This window comes from Klebsiella sp. CN_Kp088 (genome assembly GCF_040064335.1).
GTDB lineage: Bacteria > Pseudomonadota > Gammaproteobacteria > Enterobacterales > Enterobacteriaceae > Klebsiella > Klebsiella aerogenes.
In genome coordinates this window covers 313325-333235 of sequence record NZ_JBEAIQ010000001.1, presented here as the reverse complement: position 1 = coordinate 333235, position 19911 = coordinate 313325, and the positions used below count along the sequence as shown (strand labels likewise).

General features: G+C 55.3%; 19 protein-coding genes. All 19 read left to right on the top strand.

Annotated features, from left to right (window positions below):
• Nucleotides 1-40: 40 nt before the first annotated feature.
• Nucleotides 41-565 carry a type VI secretion system contractile sheath small subunit gene (gene tssB, locus ABLV08_RS01650; RefSeq protein WP_015366559.1) on the top strand — a complete coding sequence of 175 codons (525 nt, stop codon included), beginning with the start codon at nucleotides 41-43 and terminating at the stop codon, nucleotides 563-565.
• 3 nt (nucleotides 566-568) lie between these two features.
• On the top strand, nucleotides 569-2068 hold the full coding sequence (gene tssC, locus ABLV08_RS01645) for a type VI secretion system contractile sheath large subunit (RefSeq protein WP_015705459.1): 1500 nt from the start codon (nucleotides 569-571) through the stop codon (nucleotides 2066-2068).
• A 59-nt stretch (nucleotides 2069-2127) separates the two neighbouring features.
• A complete protein-coding gene (locus ABLV08_RS01640) occupies nucleotides 2128-2526 on the top strand; it encodes a Rap1a/Tai family immunity protein (protein ID WP_223575851.1) in 399 nt (132 codons plus the stop codon).
• A complete protein-coding gene (locus tag ABLV08_RS01635; RefSeq protein ID WP_225624796.1) occupies nucleotides 2502-3017 on the top strand; it encodes a T6SS effector amidase Tae4 family protein in 516 nt (171 codons plus the stop codon). The genes ABLV08_RS01640 and ABLV08_RS01635 overlap by 25 nt, the downstream gene beginning before the upstream one ends.
• Before the next feature lie 28 nt (nucleotides 3018-3045).
• On the top strand, nucleotides 3046-3462 hold the full coding sequence (locus tag ABLV08_RS01630; RefSeq protein WP_032708088.1) for a T6SS amidase immunity protein Tai4 family protein: 417 nt from the start codon (nucleotides 3046-3048) through the stop codon (nucleotides 3460-3462).
• Nucleotides 3463-3647: 185 nt separating this feature from the next.
• Nucleotides 3648-4130, top strand: coding sequence for a type VI secretion system tube protein Hcp (locus ABLV08_RS01625; RefSeq protein WP_015366565.1), 483 nt, complete (start codon nucleotides 3648-3650; stop codon nucleotides 4128-4130).
• Between the two features lie 172 nt (nucleotides 4131-4302).
• Entirely contained in the window at nucleotides 4303-6030 is a 1728-nt protein-coding gene (tagH, locus tag ABLV08_RS01620) for a type VI secretion system-associated FHA domain protein TagH (protein ID WP_045360901.1), read from the top strand.
• The gene (locus tag ABLV08_RS01615) at nucleotides 6030-6824 is read left to right on the top strand and encodes a protein phosphatase 2C domain-containing protein (RefSeq protein WP_015705455.1); all 795 of its coding nucleotides are present in this window, start codon (nucleotides 6030-6032) and stop codon (nucleotides 6822-6824) included. The genes tagH and ABLV08_RS01615 overlap by 1 nt, the downstream gene beginning before the upstream one ends.
• 21 nt (nucleotides 6825-6845) lie before the next feature.
• The gene (locus ABLV08_RS01610; RefSeq protein ID WP_045360900.1) at nucleotides 6846-7829 is read left to right on the top strand and encodes a hypothetical protein; all 984 of its coding nucleotides are present in this window, start codon (nucleotides 6846-6848) and stop codon (nucleotides 7827-7829) included.
• A gap of 9 nt (nucleotides 7830-7838) precedes the next feature.
• A complete protein-coding gene (locus ABLV08_RS01605; protein ID WP_045360898.1) occupies nucleotides 7839-8633 on the top strand; it encodes a type VI secretion system accessory protein TagJ in 795 nt (264 codons plus the stop codon).
• Complete coding sequence (tssE, locus tag ABLV08_RS01600) at nucleotides 8630-9193, top strand: type VI secretion system baseplate subunit TssE (protein ID WP_015366570.1); 564 nt, start codon at nucleotides 8630-8632, stop codon at nucleotides 9191-9193. The genes ABLV08_RS01605 and tssE overlap by 4 nt, the downstream gene beginning before the upstream one ends.
• A gap of 2 nt (nucleotides 9194-9195) precedes the next feature.
• On the top strand, nucleotides 9196-11067 hold the full coding sequence (gene tssF, locus ABLV08_RS01595) for a type VI secretion system baseplate subunit TssF (RefSeq protein WP_015705451.1): 1872 nt from the start codon (nucleotides 9196-9198) through the stop codon (nucleotides 11065-11067).
• Nucleotides 11064-12107 (top strand): type VI secretion system baseplate subunit TssG, encoded by a 1044-nt coding sequence (tssG, locus tag ABLV08_RS01590; protein ID WP_047077551.1) that lies wholly within the window; start codon nucleotides 11064-11066, stop codon nucleotides 12105-12107. The genes tssF and tssG overlap by 4 nt, the downstream gene beginning before the upstream one ends.
• 49 nt (nucleotides 12108-12156) lie before the next feature.
• Nucleotides 12157-14769 carry a type VI secretion system ATPase TssH gene (tssH, locus tag ABLV08_RS01585; RefSeq protein WP_348855466.1) on the top strand — a complete coding sequence of 871 codons (2613 nt, stop codon included), beginning with the start codon at nucleotides 12157-12159 and terminating at the stop codon, nucleotides 14767-14769.
• 24 nt (nucleotides 14770-14793) lie between these two features.
• Nucleotides 14794-16218 carry a protein kinase gene (locus ABLV08_RS01580; RefSeq protein WP_032714522.1) on the top strand — a complete coding sequence of 475 codons (1425 nt, stop codon included), beginning with the start codon at nucleotides 14794-14796 and terminating at the stop codon, nucleotides 16216-16218.
• A gap of 94 nt (nucleotides 16219-16312) precedes the next feature.
• The gene (locus ABLV08_RS01575) at nucleotides 16313-16702 is read left to right on the top strand and encodes a hypothetical protein (RefSeq protein ID WP_032711657.1); all 390 of its coding nucleotides are present in this window, start codon (nucleotides 16313-16315) and stop codon (nucleotides 16700-16702) included.
• Nucleotides 16699-17073 (top strand): DUF3592 domain-containing protein, encoded by a 375-nt coding sequence (locus ABLV08_RS01570; protein ID WP_015366576.1) that lies wholly within the window; start codon nucleotides 16699-16701, stop codon nucleotides 17071-17073. Before ABLV08_RS01575 ends, ABLV08_RS01570 begins: the two co-directional genes overlap by 4 nt.
• Nucleotides 17074-17111: 38 nt before the next feature.
• Nucleotides 17112-19517, top strand: a complete 2406-nt coding sequence (gene tssI / locus ABLV08_RS01565) for a type VI secretion system tip protein TssI/VgrG (RefSeq protein WP_227504960.1) — start codon at nucleotides 17112-17114, stop codon at nucleotides 19515-19517.
• Between the two features lie 8 nt (nucleotides 19518-19525).
• Nucleotides 19526-19897: a hypothetical protein gene (locus ABLV08_RS01560; RefSeq protein ID WP_045366031.1), complete on the top strand. Its 372-nt coding sequence runs from the start codon at nucleotides 19526-19528 to the stop codon at nucleotides 19895-19897.
• Nucleotides 19898-19911: the final 14 nt, after the last annotated feature.

The window sequence follows — 19911 nt, the reverse complement described above, 5'->3', positions numbered from 1 at the left end:
GGCGCTCAACCTTTACCGCGCATCTTCGATGGAGAACATCATGGCAATAAGTAAAAGTGGGCAGAAATTTATCGCACGCAACCGTGCGCCCCGCGTACAGATCGAGTACGACGTAGAGATTTATGGTGCGGAACGCAAAATCCAGCTTCCGTTTGTAATGGGGGTAATGGCGGATCTGGTGGGTAAACCGGTCGACAACCAACCCGCGGTCGATGAACGTAAGTTTCTCGACATCGATATTGATAACTTCGACGAACGTATGAAAGCGCTGAAACCGCGCGTCGCTTTTCAGGTCGACAATACGCTGACCAACGAAGGCAAACTGAACGTCGACTTAACCTTCGACAGCATGGACGACTTCCTGCCGGATGCCGTGGCCCGCAAAGTGGAGCCGCTGAACAAACTGCTGGAAGCCCGCACCCAGCTTTCAAATCTGCTCACCTACATGGACGGCAAAAACGGCGCGGAAGAGCTGATTGCCAAAATTTTGCAGGATCCGACGCTGCTCAAATCGTTGAGCCAGATGCCGAAACAAGATGACAGTGCGAAAGGTAGCGAGGAGTAATCGATGAGCAACCCGACTCAACAACATGAGCAGCAGTCCAGCCAGGCCTTTAGCCAGGATGAATTCAGCGCGCTGCTGAACAAAGAGTTTCGCCCGAAAACCGACCAGGCGCGTTCCGCCGTTGAGAGCGCGGTAAAAACCCTCGCGCAGCAGGCGCTGGAAAACACCGTCACGTTTTCCAACGACACCTATCGCACCATCCAGAACCTGATTGCCGGTATCGATGAACAGCTGTCGCGCCAGGTGAATCAGATCCTGCATCATGATGAGTTCCAGAAACTGGAAAGCGCATGGCGCGGCCTGAGCTACCTGGTCAACAACAGCGAAACCGACGAGATGCTGAAAATCCGCTTTATGAGCATCTCCAAGCAGGAGCTGGGGCGCACTCTGAAGCGTTACAAAGGGGTGGGCTGGGACCAGAGCCCGATCTTTAAGAAAATTTATGAGCAGGAGTACGGCCAGTTTGGCGGCGAGCCATTCGGCTGCATCGTCGGCGATTACTATTTCGACCATAGTCCGCAGGATGTGGAATTACTGGGCGAAATGGCGCGAATCGGATCGGCTGCGCATTGTCCGTTTATTACCGGTACCGCACCGGAAGTGATGCAGATGGAGTCCTGGCAGGAGCTGGCGAACCCGCGCGACCTCACCAAAATCTTCCAGAATACCGAATACGCCGCCTGGCGTTCGCTGCGCGAGTCGGAAGACGCGCGTTATCTGGGGCTGGTGATGCCGCGCTTCCTGTCGCGCCTGCCGTACGGTATTCGAACCAACCCGGTGGACAGTTTTGATTTTGAAGAGCAGACCGACGGCGCGGATCACAACAATTACGCGTGGGCCAACTCGGCGTATGCGATGGCGGCGAACATTAACCGCTCGTTCAAAGAGTTTGGCTGGTGCACCTCCATTCGCGGCGTGGAATCCGGCGGCGCGGTGGAAAATCTGCCTTGCCACACCTTCCCGAGCGACGATGGCGGCGTGGACATGAAGTGCCCGACCGAGATCGCCATCAGCGATCGCCGCGAAGCGGAGCTGGCGAAAAACGGCTTTATGCCGCTGATCCATCGCAAAAACTCCGACTTTGCCGCCTTTATCGGCGCGCAGTCGTTGCAGAAACCGGCGGAATATCATGATGCCGACGCCACGGCGAATGCCCGTCTGGCTGCGCGTCTGCCGTACTTGTTCGCCTGCTGCCGTTTTGCTCACTACCTGAAGTGCATTGTGCGCGACAAAATCGGCTCCTTCCGCGAGCGCGATGATATGGAACGCTGGCTGAACGACTGGGTGATGAACTATGTCGATGGCGATCCGGCTAACTCGTCACAGGAGACCAAAGCGCGCAAACCGCTGGCGGCCGCTGAAGTACAGGTAGCGGAGATCGAAGACAACCCGGGTTACTACACCGCGAAGTTCTTCCTGCGTCCGCACTACCAGTTGGAAGGGCTTACCGTGTCGCTGCGTCTGGTTTCCAAGCTACCGTCGCTGAAAACCAAGGAAGCGTAATATGATGCCGCCGGGAGGCGACTCCCGGCAGGTACCACGCCATGGAAGAAGGTAAAGAAATGAAATTATTACCACTCTGCACGCTGGGACTGCTCACGGTGCTGACGCCATTTACTGTCGTCCAGGCGGCTGATGATTCCGCCAATTTACTGCGCGATCCCAATCAACTATCACGTAATGATGTGCGGTTGAGCGGCGAAAAGTTTCTCAAGGCCTGGCTGGCGCAAGACAATACCCAGCAGCAGTTAAAGGCCAATATGTATCTGCTTGGCGTGATGGATGCAACAGAAGGTAAAGCCTGGTGCGGTTATCAGCAGGCACTGCCGGGATCGCTTCGAGAAAGCGTCTACAGCTATTTCAAAAAGCTGCCCGACGAGCGTAAAAAACAGCCTGCGGCGATGCTGATTACCGAAGCGTTGGCGAAGGAGTTGCCTTGCAAAAAGGGAGCGACGTCATGAGACCTCTTTATGCACAGCTCAAAATGCAACATTATTCGGCGAATGAATCACGCCCAGGCTATGTACCTCGTGAAACGCTATTTAATGAGATTGGCTATGACGCCAGTGCGCTCATTAAATCAAATCCTGGTTATATGAATACCTGTGCGGTACGTATGAGCCTCGCACTGCTGAAATGCAATGTGAGCTTTAGCGGGCGTTTACCCATAAAAGCAGGCGCTTACAAGGGTAAAAAGATTGAACCGGGCGCCAAGCTATTGGCCGACCAACTGTATAAAAATAACCTGTTTGGGAAAGCTGAGATTTATCAGGAGATACGTCAGGCAGCAGAGAGTTTGCGTAATCGCAAAGGCGTTATCTTCTTTAATAGAATAACCAACTATAACGGTGGACATATAGATCTACTGGAACCCCTTGGCGACAACATGATGCAATGCAACTCTGATTGCTACACCGACTGCAAAGAAATATGGTTTTGGGAATTGAGGTAGCAACCAAAGCCAATTTTTGGGAGTTGCTATGAACAGAATCATTATCAGTCTGCTGCTTGCTAGCAGTGCGTCGGCTTATGCCGGGGACGACCCGGTATTGTTTGTTAAACAGCTACCTTATAAGCAGGTTGTTAAAGACGTGGTTTTATCCCGCTGTCTGGCGCAGGTAGCCGATGATAAAAGTCAGTTTTCTGTAGATGCTGCGCGCAGTAGCAATGCGTTGCTGGAGTGGGTGCCTTTCGATATTGAAAACGGTAATGACAAAATTAACGCCATTATTGCTCAATGCAAAAGTGCCACCAATGGCTTTCATTCCGAAAGACAACCCGCAATTCAGGGCGTCACTTTGAATTGTTTGCGCCTTTATCATAGTACGGAACTGAATAAATTAACTTACCAGATAATCATCGGTGATCCTAATAAAACCTGGAGTCAGGATAACTAGCATTAATTTCAACTTTGCATTCCTGCTATTTCACAGCATGAGTGTTAAGACCAGCAATGGGCTTAAGCCTGTTGCTTTGAGGCAGAGGTAAAATATGGATGGTTTTATTCAGCCCCATGCTTTCCTGTTTGCCATATAAGTGCTTTTTCGAAAGCAATAATTTTCATTAACGAAGAGTAGATATTATGGCTATTGATATGTTTCTGAAGGTCGAGGGTGTAACCGGTGAATCAAAAGATTCTAATCACACCGGTTGGACTGATATTACCTCTTTTTCCTGGGGCGCATCCCAGCCGGGTAATATGAGCGTGGGCGGCGGTGGCGGTGCGGGTAAAGTGAATTTCAACGACCTGCACGTAAATGCGCTGATCGACAAATCCACCACCGCGATTCTGAAGCACTGCTCCAGCGGCAAGCACCTGACCAAAGTTGAACTTTCGGTCTGCAAAGCCGGTGGTCAGCAGGTTGAATATGCGCGAATCACCCTCGAAGATGTACTGGTGACTTCCGTGCAGTACACCGGCGCCGATAACGGCGACACCGTTGGCGTAACCTATGCCTTCCAGGCGGCGAAAGTGAAACAGCAGTACTGGGAGCAGACTTCCGCTGGCGGTAAAGGGGCAGAAAGCAGCGCCGGCTGGAATATCAAAGAAAATAAAGAAGCATAATAATATTGCTGTCGCCGGGTTCAGGAAATAATTCCTGAACCCGGTTTTTACCGGTGAGCATTATATTCGCATAGAGATCATCGATTATATCAATAACTCGCCCGCAAACGCCGCCGTTCTTATTCCGAGAGCGGCAGCGTTTGTGCGCCAATCATATCAGCAGGAATAGGCTATGCGATTCACGATTATTTCGACCAAAGCCGGTCATCAGCCCCCGCAGGGCAGCTGTGACTTTTACGCGCCGGGCGGTACCATTGGGCGCGGTACGGACAATAACCTGGTGCTGCCGGATGACGACCGCGCCATTTCTCGCCTCCAGGCCATCGTTCACGTGGCGGCAGACGGCGAGTGCAAAATTACCAATCGCGGCAACGTGACGCGGGTGGTACTCAACGAGATCCCGCTGGAGCGGGGGCGTCAGGTTGAACTCCAGGATGGCGATATCCTCGCCATTGACGACTATCGCATCGAAGTCAGCGATCTGCTGCAGGATAGCCAACCGATAAGCCGAATGGCGGCGAGCGGTCAGCCGCCTGTCACTGCGAAACCGTCGACACCAGCGCCATCCGCAGCGCCCACCGTGGCGGAAGCCGCGCCAACCGCGGTACCGTCAGAAATCTGGGATAGCCTGATGCAGGAATTCTCGATTGCCGACAGCATCTCCAGCAGCCGGGCTAAGCCGCAGGCCGATAATGCGCCGAATCCCTTCGCCGAGCCGAAGACTGCCGAACGTAATCCGGAAGATCCGCTGGCGATGTTCGCTGATAGTGAACCTCTGTTTGAGCGCCCGCCGGTGGCGACGGACGACCTGTTTGCCGATGACACCCCATTTGATCGCGATAGTATCTTTGCCGACGTTACGCCAACGACGCTGGTGCCGCCAGTTGAAAAACCGGCTCAGCCTGTCGCCGATGAGCCGCAGGCAGAATTGGATCCGCTGGCGCTCTTTGGCGGCGACGCCAGCGCCAAAACCGCGCGTCATGACGATCCGCTGGGGCTAATGGGCGGCGCGCCGCTGACATCGGTAGATGCCTTCAGCAACGAAGAGCCTGCTAAAACGGTTGCCGACGAGCCTGATGCCGCTTTTGATTCGCCATTATTGATGGCCCAGCCGCCGCAGGAGCCGCCCGCGGCAGCGCGTGAAGAAGCGCCGGAAATAACCTTACCGACGCCGCAGGCCGTGGCGCGGCAAGCCGCCCAAACGCCAAAAGGGCGCTTGCGTATCGATCCCGTGCGTCATGAACATCAGGCGACCAGCACGCCGCAGCCGGGTAACGGCGAAGTGCTGCAGGGAGAGCTACTGGAAGCCTTACTGGAAGGCATGGGGCTCGGCGATATGCAGCCGGTGCCGCAGTTCGACAAAGAGAATATGCGGCAGCTTGGTCAAATGCTGAGCATGTTCTCGCAGGGAACCGTCGCGCTGCTCTCTTCGCGTTCGATCCTCAAACGCGGCGTCAAAGCCGATATGACCATGGTACTGGACGACGCCAATAACCCGTTCAAGCTGTTGCCTTCCGGGAAAACCGTGCTGATGCAGATGTTCGGCGCGCGGATGCCGGGCTTTATGCCGCCGAAAAAATCGGTACGCGATGCGTTGATTGACCTGCAGGCCCATCAGTTAGGGATGATCTCGGGGATCCGCGCCATTATTGCCGCGATGCTGCAGTCCTTTAATCCCGAGCAGCTGGAAGAAGAGGCTAAGCGCGATGGCCATACTTCGCGCCTGGCGCTTCCGGCCAGCCGCAAAGCGGCGTTATGGGACTATTTTGTCCGTACCTACGGCGAAACCGCCGGGGAAATTGAAGACGATTTCCACACCCTGTTTGGCGAAGCGTTCCTCTATGCCTATGACATGGAAGTGAATCAGTACAAAGACTCACAGAGCGGATCGGAAGAATAATGGACATTACCACGGCTTCTCTTTCCCGCCAGGGAACGCGCGCCAGCAATCAGGATCAGACCGGCGAATGCGTGGGTGAGCGCTCCGCCTGCTTTGTGGTCTGCGACGGCATTGCCGGGTTGCCCGGCGGCGAGGTGGCGGCGGAACTGGCGCGCAACGCGATTCTGGATCGGTTTGACGGCGATAATCATCTGAACGCCCAGACCATTCGCCAGTATGTGCAGCAGGCCAACGGCGCCATTCTCCAGCAACAGCAGGCGACGCCGGATTATCGGCGAATGGGCACCACGCTGGTGAGCTTGTTTATCGATCGCGATTATAAGCTGGCCTACTGGGCCCACGCCGGCGATAGCCGGTTATACCTGTTTCGCCGCGGCTGGCTGTACCACGTCACCACTGACCACAGTCTGGTCCAACAGATGAAAGATGCCGGACATCAGACCGACGATATTAACAGCAACCTACTGTACCGAGCGTTAGGCATGGCCAGCGACGGTGCGGAAGCCAGCTATAGCGATGTGGTGCCGGTCGAAGACGGCGATGCCTTTTTGCTCTGTACCGACGGTTTCTGGCACGGCGTCGGCGAAGAGCAGATGAAATCCTCCCTGCAGATGGTTAATACCCCGCAGGAGTGGTTAACCCTGATGAATCAGTATCTTCAGAGAAACAATGACGGCGACCAGGCTTCGCAAGACAACTACAGCGCCGTCGCGGTATGGATGGGCAGTCCGGAAGAGGCGACGCTGCTGCACTCGCTGGCCGACGCCGCGCAATTTTTCCCCCTGCGGGATTGAGACAGGCTAAGAAGGATTTTTATGAAACATTGGATATTGGGTGCGGCACTATTTGCCGCCACCGGCGTCGCACAGGCGGAAAACTACCGTATCGTGCAATCGCCTTCGCAAAAACTGGATGTCTGGATCGATAACATCAAGGGTAATACCGCGCAGAGCTGGTGCGCTAATGAAGTGGCGCTACGCATCGTCGCCAACGGTAACAAGAACGTTAAAATACTGGATAACTTCCTGCCACGCGTCGGCGCGTTAATGGAGCATCAGTGTTCGCGTTTACAGCAGCTGAACTGGACGCTGGTTGACGCTAACAATGGGCATATTGCCCAGGGAAGCGCGGCGAAAAACAAAAAATGGGCGGTAAAAGTCGCGCCCGCCGAGACCGCCGCGGCGGCGGAAAAGCCCGTCGCGCCAGCCTGGCTGCCGCCGGAAGAGAAGGCGGAAAAACTGTCTCCCGCCGCCGACCGCACGCCGTGGCAGGAGTTCACATTGCAGGGCGGCTGTCGACTGCGCACCTTCTGGCAGGAAAACGCCGCCGCCTTATTCATCCCCGCCGTTGAATCCGGTAGTTGCGAAAAGGGCGGCTGGCTGAGCGGTCGCACCATCATCACTCAATCCGTTAACGGTAAAGAAAAGCAGAGCACCGTGACCTTCGTACATGGTTTCCCGGTCCTGGGTCTCAATGCCGCCGCTGACCCCAATAAACTACTCATCACTGCAGTCAATAATCAACGCATGGTAGTCAGCAATGAAAACGCTCAACAAAGCTGGATGATCCTGCCCTATGTCGCCGGGCAAAACGGTTGGCAGATGACCGGCACGCTGGCTATCGAAATGTCCCAGGAACTGGCCAACGATCCGTCGCGTCTACAGGCGCGGATAGAGGCGGCGCGTAGCGTCTGGACGCCGTGGCTGGCGCCGGATATTAAACTCAACGTTGTGCTGATCGACGGCCTGCACCCGCTGCTGCGTAACCCGGCGGCCGGCGCATGGCGCGCGGCAAACTAAGGAGCGACGATGAACACGCTATATCAACAGCTGGCTGGCGAAAGCGTCGGCGCGGCGCTGCAGCGCCTGGAAAGCGAGATCAAAAGCCGTCCCGCCGATGCCGATTTACGTGCGGCGTTCGTCCAGTTTCTATGTCTGAGCGGTAACTGGACGCGTGCGTTGGCGCAGCTAAAAAGCTGGCTGGCGCTGAAGCCGCAGGCCCAGCCAACGGTCACCCTGCTGGAACAGAGCATTCAGGGCGAGCAGCAGCGCGATGCGGTATTTGCCGGCAGCGCCCGCCCGCAGATGCCGGACAGCCAGTGGCCGTGGCTTTCTGCGCTGGCCTCCGCGCTTTGTTCCGATTCAGAAACCGCCCAGCGACAGCGGCTGGCCGCCTTTGAACAGGCGCCCCTTAATCCTGGCAATCTCAATCAGGCGGATACCCCCGCGGCCGCTTTTCACTGGTTGATGGACGGTGACGCGCGTCTGGGCCCGGTTTGCGAACTTATCGTCAATGGCCGGTATTGCTGGCTGCCGTTTGCCGCTATCGCCGAAATTCGTTTTCAGGCCCCGGCGAGTGTCACCGATCTGGTGTGGCGCCATGCGCTGGTGCGCCTGACCGATGGAAGCGAGCAGGTGTGTCAGATCCCCGCGCGTTACCCTGTCACGCCGCAGGCGGAAGCACGCTTTCAGTTGGGCCGTGCCACCGAGTGGCAGCCGCTGGACGACGAAGGCGCGCTGTATCAGGGCCATGGGCAGAAAGTGTGGCTTAACGATAACGATGAATTCCCGATTCTCTCTCTCGACGTGGTGAGTTTTGCATGAACAAACCGGTACGCGACGGTGACGCGCTGCGCAGCGGCTGGCAGGCGCGTAGCAAACAAGAGACCATTGGTGCCCGCGATAAGATGCAGCCGTCGCTGCTCGACCGCCTGACCGATAATCAGCCGCAGAAAAAATCGGAGCCGCTTAACAGCAACCTGATCACCCACAGTACGCTGCGCCGTCACGTGCTGCGCGATCTGCAGTGGCTGTTTAATACCATCAATCATGACGATCCGCAGGCGTTGGACGCGCTGGCGCACGTGCGCCGTTCGGTGGTTAATTTCGGCGTCGCGCCGCTGGCCGGGAAACGGATGTCGGATATTGAGTGGCAGGATATTCAGCGCAAACTTACCGAGGCGATTATCAGCTTCGAACCGCGCATTCTGCCGCAGGGGCTGCAGGTCCGCTGTATTTCTGATACCCAGTCACTGGATTTACATAATGTCCTGTCGATTGAAATTAAAGGGCGGCTGTGGTGCGTACCGTATCCATTAGAGTTTCTGTTCCGTACCGATGTGGATCTCGAAAATGGCCACTTTGAATTGAAAGACGCGGGGTAACGATGGAAGGCAAACTGCTTGAATATTACAACCGCGAGCTGGCCTATCTGCGTGAGATGGGCGCTGAATTCGCCGAACGCTATCCGAAGGTTGCTGGCAGGTTGGGCATGCGCGGTATTGAGGTCGCCGATCCTTACGTTGAGCGGATGATGGAGGGGTTCGCCTTTCTGACTTCCCGCGTGCAGCTAAAAATGGACGCCGAATTCCCGCGTTTTTCACAGCGCCTGCTTGAGATGATCGCGCCCAATTATCTGGCGCCTACGCCGTCGATGGCGATTGCCGAACTGCAGCCGGACATCAATAAAGGCGATCTGAGTAAAGGTTTCGTGGTGCCGCGCGGTACGATGATGGACAGCCAGGTACTGAAGAAAAACGGCGTCACCTGTAGCTATACCACCGCGCACGATGTCACGCTGTTGCCGCTGCGTATTGAGAAAGCCGAACTTGGCGGGATCCCCGCCGATGTGCCGCTGGCCGCGCTTGGGCTCAGCCAGCGCGGCGCCGTCAGCGCTTTGCGCCTGCGTATAAGCTGTGAAGGGGCTCAACATCTTGGTCATCTGACCTTTGACCGGCTGGCGTTTTTCTTAAGCGGCCCGGATATTGAGGCGCTGCGCCTGCTGGAGCTGATTCTTGCCCACCAGGTCGGCGTGGTGTGCCAGACCACCGGGCGCGATCCGCTGCGTTTTTCGCTGAGCGAAGAGGCTATACAACAAGAGGGTTTCGCCGCCAATCAGGCGCTGCTACCGGAAGATCTTCGCAATTTTGACGGCTACCGGTTGCTGCACGAATACTTTGCCTTCCCGGCGCGCTTCCGCTTTATCAGTATTAACGGCCTCAGCAAGTTAATCGGCCAGTGCAAGGAAGAAAAATCCTTCGATATCATTATCCTGCTGGATAAAACAGACGACCGGCTGGAACAAGTGGTGGAAGCTAACCACTTCGCGTTGCACTGCACGCCGGTGATTAACCTGTTTCCGAAAATCGCCGCCCGCCAGTCGCTGAGCGACAGCCAACATGAATACCATCTGGTGGTCGATAACATCCGCCCGCTGGACTACGAAATCTATTCGGTGAGTAAAATTCACGGCAGCGCCGATGGCCACCGCGACGATCGCGAGTTCCGTCCATTCTGGAGTTCATGGAGCAAGGATGCCGGAGATTACGGCGCTTATTTTTCACTGCGCCGCGAACAGCGGGTGCTTTCCGAACACGCGCTGCGCTATGGCACGCGTACCGGCTATACCGGCTCTGAGACCTTTGTCTCACTGGTCGATGAGCAGCATGCGCCGTGGCAGGAAGATCTGCGTTACATCACCGCCGAGGTGCTGTGCACCAGCCGCGACCTGCCGTTGATGCTACAACAGGAGCTGGGGCAATTCGTGCTGGCGGATTCGCTACCGGTAAAAACATTGAAAATGCGTAGCGGCCCGACGCCGCCGCGACCGGCGCTGGCGGAAGGGCTTAGCACCTGGCGGCTGATAAGCCAGCTGCAGATGAACTATCTCAGCCTGATGGACGGTGAAAATGGCGAAGGCGCAGCAGCGCTGCGCCAGTTGCTTGGGCTGTATGCCGGGCTGGCGGAGACCGCCGTGGCCCGCCAAATCGAAGGGGTACGCCACTGCGTGCTGGAGCCGGTTCATCGCCGGGTGCCGGAGCCGGGGCCGATCGTCTTCGCCCGCGGTATCGGCATTACCTTGACCGTTGACGAGCGCGCTTTTTCCGGCGCCAGCCCGTGGCTGTTTGGCAGCGTACTGGAACGGGTCTTTGCCCGGTTGGTGTCGCTCAACAGCTTTACCGAATTCACCTTATGTAGCCAGCAGCGCGGCGAAATCGGTTACTGGGCGCCGCGAATGGGGAAAAGGGCGCTGATATGAGTGACACGTTGGCTACCATTCATCGCCTGACGCCGCTGGCGGACGTTTTCTGGCGCGAGGTTACCGCCGCGCCCTGGCGCTACGATCTTTTTCATCTGCTGCGCCGCATTGACGCACAAGGGGGCGAACGTTATCCGCTTGGGCGCGCACCGCTGCCGAAATTTGAATCGCTGCGCATCGGGCAAACGCCATCAATGGGTTTTGCGCCAGCAACGCTAGCCAGCGCGCAAAAACGGGCAAATAGCGCGGTGCATGAGATATCGACTCTCAGCTTCGGTCTGTTCGGCCCTAATGGCCCGCTGCCGGTTCATATGACCGAATACGCCCGCGAGCGTATTCATCATCATCAGGACGACAGCCTGAGCGCTTTTGCCGATCTCTTTCATCACCGCCTGACGCTACTGTTCTACCGCGCCTGGGCCGACGCGCAGCCAACGGTATCGTTAGACCGTGCGGATAACCGCCGCTTTGAGCGCTATCTCGCCTCACTCATCGGCATGGGTCAGCCGGGGCAACTGGAGAAGGGCGACCTGAGCCCGCATGCGCGTTTCACCCACGCAGGCCATCTCAGCCGCCATGGTCGGGATCCGGAAGGGCTGGAGAAGATCCTGCGAAATTACTTCAAAGTCCCGGTCAACATGATCAGCAACGTGCCGCAATGGATGCCGCTGACCTCGCGAGAACAAGCGCAACTGGGGGCGGGAAGGCGTTTACCTCGCCTGGGCGTCTCGGCGTTTCTCGGCGTCGCGGTACGCGATGTTCAGCATAAATTCCGCCTTGAAATCGGCCCGCTTAGCGCCGCCGAATACGCCCGTTTTCTGCCGGGCGAAAACGCGGTAAACGAATTACGCGACTGGATCCGCCAGTATCTTGGGATCGAATATGCATGGGATGTCAGGGTACTTATCCGCGGCGATGAAATACCCGGTACGGTCCTCAGCGGCGACGGCAAACTGGGTTACAGCACCTGGCTTGGCCACCAACCAGCCCCCGCGCCGCGTGGCGATTTAGTGTTTAGCGTGGAGCAGAGCGACGCTTGATGTCGTCTGCTCTCTGACACCTTTATTAATGTTATCAATGGAACCGAACATGTCAGAAATCAGCCGTGCCGTACTCTTCGGCAAACTGGATACGCTGTTGTTTACCTCGCTGGAAAGCGCAACCGCCTTTTGTAAACTGCGCGGCAACCCTTACGTTGAGCTGGTGCACTGGCTGCATCAACTGATGCAGCAGCAGGACGGCGATCTGCAACACATTATCCGCCATTTCGCCCTTGATGAGCAGGCGCTGACCCGCGATATCATCGCGGCCCTGGATGCGCTGCCGCGCGGCGCCAGCTCGGTCTCCGACCTTTCTGAGCATATCGATAGCGCCGTCGAACGCGCGTGGGTTTATGGCTCGCTGAAATATGGCGTCAACCGCATCCGCGGCGGCCATTTGTTAATAGGGCTGCTGAAAACCTGGAATCTGGCTAACGTTCTGAAAGGCATTTCGCCGCAGTTTAGCAAAATCAATGTCGATGCCTTGAGCGAGAGCTTTGAGACGCTGCTGGCCGCCAGTAAAGAAAGCCAGCAGGCGGCGGTGGAGGCGGCCAACACGAGCGCGACGCCGACGGTGCAGGGTACACTGGCCCAGTACGGACAGAACCTGACGCTGCGGGCGCAGGAGGGCAAAATCGATCCGGTGGTTGGCCGCGATGAAGAGATCCGCCAGATGGTGGATATCCTGATGCGGCGCAGGCAGAACAACCCGCTGCTGACTGGGGAAGCCGGCGTCGGCAAAACCGCGGTGGTGGAAGGGCTGGCGCGGCGGATCGCCGCAGGCGATGTTCCGCAGCCGTTGCGTAATATTGAGCTGTGGCTGCTGGACATCGGTATGCTGCAGGCCGGTGCGGGCATGAAAGGCGAATTTGAAGCCCGTCTTCAGGCGTTAATTAACGAAGTGCAATCCAGCCCGACGCCGATCGTGCTGTTTATCGACGAGATCCACACCCTGATTGGCGCTGGCGGCCAGCAGGGCACCGGCGATGCGGCGAACCTGCTGAAACCGGCGCTGGCGCGCGGACAGTTACGCACCATCGGCGCGACCACCTGGGCGGAGTACAAAAAATATATTGAAAAAGATCCGGCGCTGACCCGCCGTTTCCAGACGGTGCAAATCCACGAGCCGGATGAAGAGAAAGCGTTGCTGATGCTGCGCAGTACCGTATCTCCGCTGGAGAAACACCATCGGGTGCTGCTGCTTGATGAAGCTGTCAACGCGGCGGTGAAGCTGTCGCATCGTTATATTCCCGCGCGGCAGTTGCCGGATAAAGCGGTCGCGTTGCTGGATACCGCCTGCGCCCGCGTCGCCGTCAGCCAAAGCGCGCCGCCGCCGCAGTTGGAAGATTGCCTGCAGCGCATTGCCGCCCTGGATGTGGAACTGGAGATTGCCCAACGCGAAAACCGGGTGGCGATTGGCGATGCTCAGCGCATTGAGCAACTCAAGCAGGCGCGTCAGCAGCAGGAAACCGAACGCGATACCTTGAGTCGTCGCTGGGAGCAGGAACGCGCGTTGGTTGATGAAGTCATCGCGTTGCGCGCGCAATTGCAGGAGGCTGATGACGACGCCCAGCCGGCGCTGCGCCAGACGCTTAATGAAAAACAGCTGGCGCTAAAAACCCTGCAGGGTGAGATGCCGCTGCTGTTCGCGGCGGTAGATGAGAACGTAGTGGCGGCGGTGGTCGCTGACTGGACCGGCATTCCGCTGGGGCGGATGGTCAAAAATGAAGTTGACGCCGTACTGAGCCTGGCCGACACGCTCAACCAGCGAGTGATTGGCCAACGCCACGGGCTGGATCTGATCGCCAAACGTGTGCGCACTTCACGCGCGCGGCTCGACGATCCCAATAAGCCGGTCGGGGTCTTTATGCTTTGCGGGCCATCCGGCGTAGGTAAGACCGAAACCGCGCTGGCGCTGGCAGAAGCGCTGTACGGCGGCGAACAGAACGTTATCACCATCAACATGAGTGAGTTCCAGGAGGCGCATACCGTCTCGACCCTGAAGGGCGCGCCGCCGGGTTACGTGGGTTACGGCGAAGGCGGGGTGCTGACTGAAGCGGTACGCCGCCGCCCGTATAGCGTGGTGCTGCTGGATGAAATCGAGAAGGCGCATCCGGACGTGCACGAAATTTTCTTCCAGGTGTTTGATAAAGGCTGGATGGAAGACGGTGAAGGCCGCCATATCGATTTCCGCAACACAATCATTATCTTAACGTCTAACGTCGGTACCGAGCTGATTAGCGCCATGTGTGCCGACCCGGATCTGATGCCCGAGCCGGAAGCGCTGAGCGGCGCGCTGCGTCAGCCGCTGTTACAGGTCTTCCCGCCAGCGCTGCTTGGCCGCCTGTTGGTGGTGCCGTACTACCCGCTGAGCGATGCGATGCTGGGGCAAATCGTGCGTCTGCAGCTGGCGCGTATTCAGCGCCGTCTGCAGGACAATCACAACATTGTCTGCGAGATTGACGACAGCGTCGTCGAGCAGGTGGTTCAGCGTTGTACCGAAGTGGAATCCGGCGGGCGTATGGTCGATGCGATTCTGACCAACACACTGCTGCCGCAGATGAGCCAAATTCTGTTAACCGCCAACCGTAACGATGAGCAGTTTACGCAACTGCGCATCAGCTATGCGCAAGGCGAGTTTCATTGTCAGTTTGCCGCGTAACACCATCAGAAAGTGAGTCTTAAGATGACGGATCACGAAAACAATCGGACTGTCCTGAACGCGCTGCCGGTCGGGTATCGTTTTAACGAATTTGAAATAAAGGAAGTGATTGGCGGCGGCGGTTTCGGCATTGTGTATCGCGCCTGGGACCATCAGCTGGAACGTACCATCGCGATAAAAGAGTTTATGCCTTCGTCGCTGGCGGTACGTAACGAAGATATGACCCTGGTACTGCGTAGCGAGCGCTTCAGCAAAGCGTTCTCCGCCGGATTAAACAGCTTTATCCAGGAGGCGCGGCTGCTGGCGCGCTTTAATCATCCCAACTTGCTGCACGTGCTGCGCTTTTGGGTTCAGAACGACACCGCCTATATGGGTACGCTGTTTTATAGCGGCACCACCTTGAGCCGCCTGCGCGAACAACAGCCAAACCTCATCGATGAGGCATGGATCCGTCGGATGCTGCCGATGCTATTCGGCGCCATTAAAACCATTCACGACGCCGGCTATTTGCACCGTGATATCTCACCGGAAAATATCCAGATCCAGGATAACGGCCTGCCGGTGCTACTCGATTTCGGTTCGGCGCGCCGGACCATCGGTAATCTCTCCGACGAAACCGAAACCATGCTGCGCCCGGGTTATGCGCCTATCGAGCAGTATACCGACGATAATGACAGCGAACAGGGCGCCTGGACCGATATTTATGCCGTCGGCGCGGTGCTGCATACGCTGATCGTGGGTTCACCGCCGCCGGTGAGCGTGGTGCGGAGTATTCAGGACAACTATCAGCCGCTGGCGGAGCTGAAGCCGGCGGGTTACTCGCTGCCGCTGCTACAGGCGGTGGATAAAGCTCTGGCGCTGCGGGTGGAAGATCGTCCCCAGTCAATCGACGCGTTTGCCGAGCTGATTGAAATGCCGGTGTCCAGTATCGATGACGTCTTGTCGGTCAAAAAAACCGGCACCATGCTGGCGCTGGTCGAAGAGGAAGAACAGGCGCCGGCCACGACAGACTGGCGGCGCTATAAGGTTCCGGGGATGGTCGCCGCAGGCGTACTGGTCGGCATTATTGCCGGCGGTATGCTGTTCAGCGGCGGCGGCAGCGAGGCGCAACCAGCACAGAGCGCCAGCACCCAGCCGCCAGCGGCGGTTACACCACCGGTAACAACGCAGACCGCTAACGCGCAGCCCGCTCCGTCCGTTGCCGTTAAAGAGAGCAAACCTGCCGCGGCGGCGGCGCCTGTTGCTCAGGTTTACGTGCGCATGCGGGAAGGGGAAAAGCTTAAACTCAATGGTGAACCACATAATACGCAACCGGCCACGAATGGCTTCGCCTCGCTGAAACTGGCGCCGGGACATTATGAAATTACCCTGCAGGGTAATGGACAAACCCGCGAGCAGACGCTGGAGATCGCCAAACCGGGAACCTGGCTTATTAATCCATCGGGCTAGATGGCGCAATTGACAGCGAAATCCCTCCGCCGGCAATGAACGGCGGGTGGGCTAATCATTTAGCGAGATATCACCGAACAACAAGGAGTGTTTAATGACGCCAGGCTGGATTATCAACGCAGTATTGACGTTTGTTATTATTTTCATCGGCTTTTACCTTGCCAACCGCATAGTAAAAAACTCGCAACGGCGAGAGCAGCGGATTATCGAAAACGGAAACGATATCCAGGTTACGATACTCGCAATGCGGCAAACCGGATTATTTATCAATAACAATCCTGTCATTGATATGGATCTGCGGGTACAGGATTTAAATAATGGAAAAACGTGGCTTGTGGAAAAGCACCAGGAAACGGTTTTGCTCATTACACTCGATGCCTGGCAGGTCGGAGTGACTTATGAGGCAAAACTAGATCCAAAAGATAACGCCATTGTGTTTGTAAGAGATATTAACGATAAGCCAAAACTGACGAGTGGAAAATGAGTGTTTTTACTAACGTAATCGTTCTGGCCGTGGTCCTACTGTTTATTTATATTTTTGCGTCATTACTGATTCGCGATGCGAAAAATAAAAAACTCAAAGCGGCTATCCACAATGATGGCGTTGCGGTGTCTGGCACCATCACAAATGTGAGAAGCCGCTCGGGCGGTAATTCCGGGTTTATTAATATTAGCGTCGATTTTAATTACGTTAACGAAAAAGGTGAATTGCTGACCGGTCAGCGGGATATCGTTATTGATATTACGCGTATCCAAAACTTTCAACCGGGAAAGCCGATTCCGTTACGCTACTTGCGCCTTGACCCGCAACAGGTGCTGGTCGATCTGCCGAACCCACTGTTAACGCGCAGCTAGCGCTGCACAAACTGTATCCCCCTGAATGGAATAATATTATGTCTAACAGGATCACCGTTCAGCTCCCCGTTGAGGGGCTGCTTTTCTGGAAACTCAGCGGACATGAAGCCATGTCGGAAATGTTTGAGCTCAGCTTAACGCTGCTTGGCAGCGATGCGCGTCTGGATCGCAGCAAGCTGCTTGGTCAGCCGGTCACCGTGACCATTCCGACGCAAAACGCGCTGAGTTCGCGTTATTTCAACGGTAAAATTACCCGCGTGGCGGTGAGCGCCGTTGAACTGAGCGGTATCCGCTACGCCGCTTACCAACTGATCGTTGAACCCGACTTATGGCCGATGAAACGCGACCGCAACCTGCGTATATTCCAGGGGCAGACGGTACCGCAGATCATCAATACGTTGCTGAGTGAATATCAGGTCAACGTTGAGGATAAGCTGAACGGCAGTTACCGCGTCTGGGATTACTGCGTCCAGTATCAGGAAAGTAGTTTCGCCTTTATCAGCCGCCTGATGGAGCTGGAGGGGATTGCCTACCATTTCCGTCACGAGGCGGGTAAACATACGATGGTGCTGACCGATTCAGCCACCCAGCATCAACCGGTAAGCGGCTATGAAACCATTCCCTACCACCAGACGGCATCGGGCGGTATTACCACTGAAGAGGGGATCGGCCAGTGGGCGCTGGAAGATAGCGTGACGCCGGGGATTTACAGCCTCGATGACTATGATTTCCGTAAACCTAACGCCTGGCTGTTTCAGGCGCGGCAGAACCCAGCGTCGCCCTCGCCGGGCAGTATCGACGTGTACGACTGGCCGGGGCGGTTTGTCGATCACGGACACGGTGAATTCTACGCCCGTATCCGCCAGGAGCGCTGGCAGGTAGAACATCAGCAAATTCAGGCGTCCGCCACCGCGGTGGGCATCGCTCCCGGCGCAACGTTTACTCTAACTAATGCGCCATTCTTTAGCGATAACGGCGAATATTTGACGACGGCCGCAGATTACTTGTTTGAAGAGAACAGCTACGCCAGCGGCGGTAATAGCGATATCTCGCACCAAATCCATTTTAGAGTGATCCCCTCTTCGGTAGTCTATCGCCCGGCGCAGGTAACCGACTGGCCGCGCACCTATGGCCCGCAGACGGCGAAAGTTGTCGGGCCTGAAGGGGAAAGCATCTGGACCGACAGGTATGGCCGCATCAAAGTGAAGTTTCACTGGGACCGCCACGCTAAAGGCGATGACACCAGCTCCTGCTGGGTTCGCGTGTCGAGCGCCTGGGCAGGTCAGGGCTTTGGTGGCGTGCAAATTCCCCGCGTCGGCGATGAAGTGGTCATTGATTTTATCAACGGCGATCCTGACCGCCCGATCGTCACCGGACGTGTGTATAATGAAGCCAGCATGCCGCCATGGGATCTCCCCGGCGACGCCACCCGGATGGGCTTTATGACGCGGAGTAAGGATGGGAATCAGGACAATGCCAGTTACCTGTTTTTTGAAGATAAGCTTGGTGAAGAGTCCGTCGATTTGCATTCTGAAAAAAATATGAACGTGTCTGTTGAAGGGATGCACAATGAAGTTGTTCATCAGCAAACGATCTATTCACATCTAAATACGCGTTCCACTAGTGTGGTAGGCCACGATACGCAAACCTTTAATGCCGGGCAAACCATCGCTATCACGGCTAATGGACGTAATGAAAGCATTGTCGATAGTGAAACTAAATCGGTTACAGGTTATTCAAGTAATAGTTATACCGGCAATGTGGTAACCGAAAGCGGTGATACGGTTAGCACTTTGGCGGCATCGAAGATAATGTACGAAACGCCAGATGTTATCTTTGGTCAGGTTGTCGATGCCAAAGGTACAGAAAGTGCAGTTCCCAATATACCTTTTGATATTAAAAATACCGCTGGGCAGATTATGGCTGCACCAGGGACCAAGCTCTACGCAACAGATTATTTGGCCGCAGCCTCTACAAGCGCAGTTTCCGCTGCCACCAGAGTGACATACAAAAAAGGGGTTGTAACGCATATCCAAGGTATTGACAAACTTACCGTGGATAATAATCAAATAGTAGACATTAAAGGGAATGTTGCTAGAAATATCCTCGGAAGCTTGAATGAAAGTGTAAAAGGGGGAATAACTATAACTTCCCCTAATAAAATAAGTATAAACAGTGCGGAAAAGGTTGAAATAATAACACCTGGTGAATATTTTGAATATAAAAATGCTTCTGCCAGTATTAAGCTCAATGACTTGACTATGAATTTAACCTCGATAGGTATTACACCAATGGTCGGGATTTCAATTAATGGTTTAAAGATTGAGAATAAAGGAATTGCGTTGCGCCGGATAGGTGGAAAAGTGAAGTTTGCTGTGGGGGGGACTGAAACTGAGATTGGAACTTTCAGTCAATTTATTCATGCATTAATAATGTTTGTTTAGAAGGAAATATGAATTTTTTATCTTATATCATGCCTAAATTAGCTTGGATAATTCCACTTGTGGTCCTTGTCTTTGTTATCTATGTATTGATCCAGAATTTATTATCTTCGAATCAAGACAAAAAAACAAAGGCCAACGGAGTTGATATTGATGCGATGATTGTTGAGGTGAAGTATGACCGTGATCAACGTATAAACAACCATCTCTCGGCAATTTTGACGATTAAATTTGATTACAATGGTGAAAACGTAGTAGGCAGTAGAGGTATGATTTTTCCGACATCGTGTAAGGAAGATGTAATCTCTGGCAAGGTTATTAGAGTTAGAGTTAACAAAGATAAGCCAGATAACTTTTATTTCATTGACTTCAGAAATGTTTGATAGGAATTTTGGTT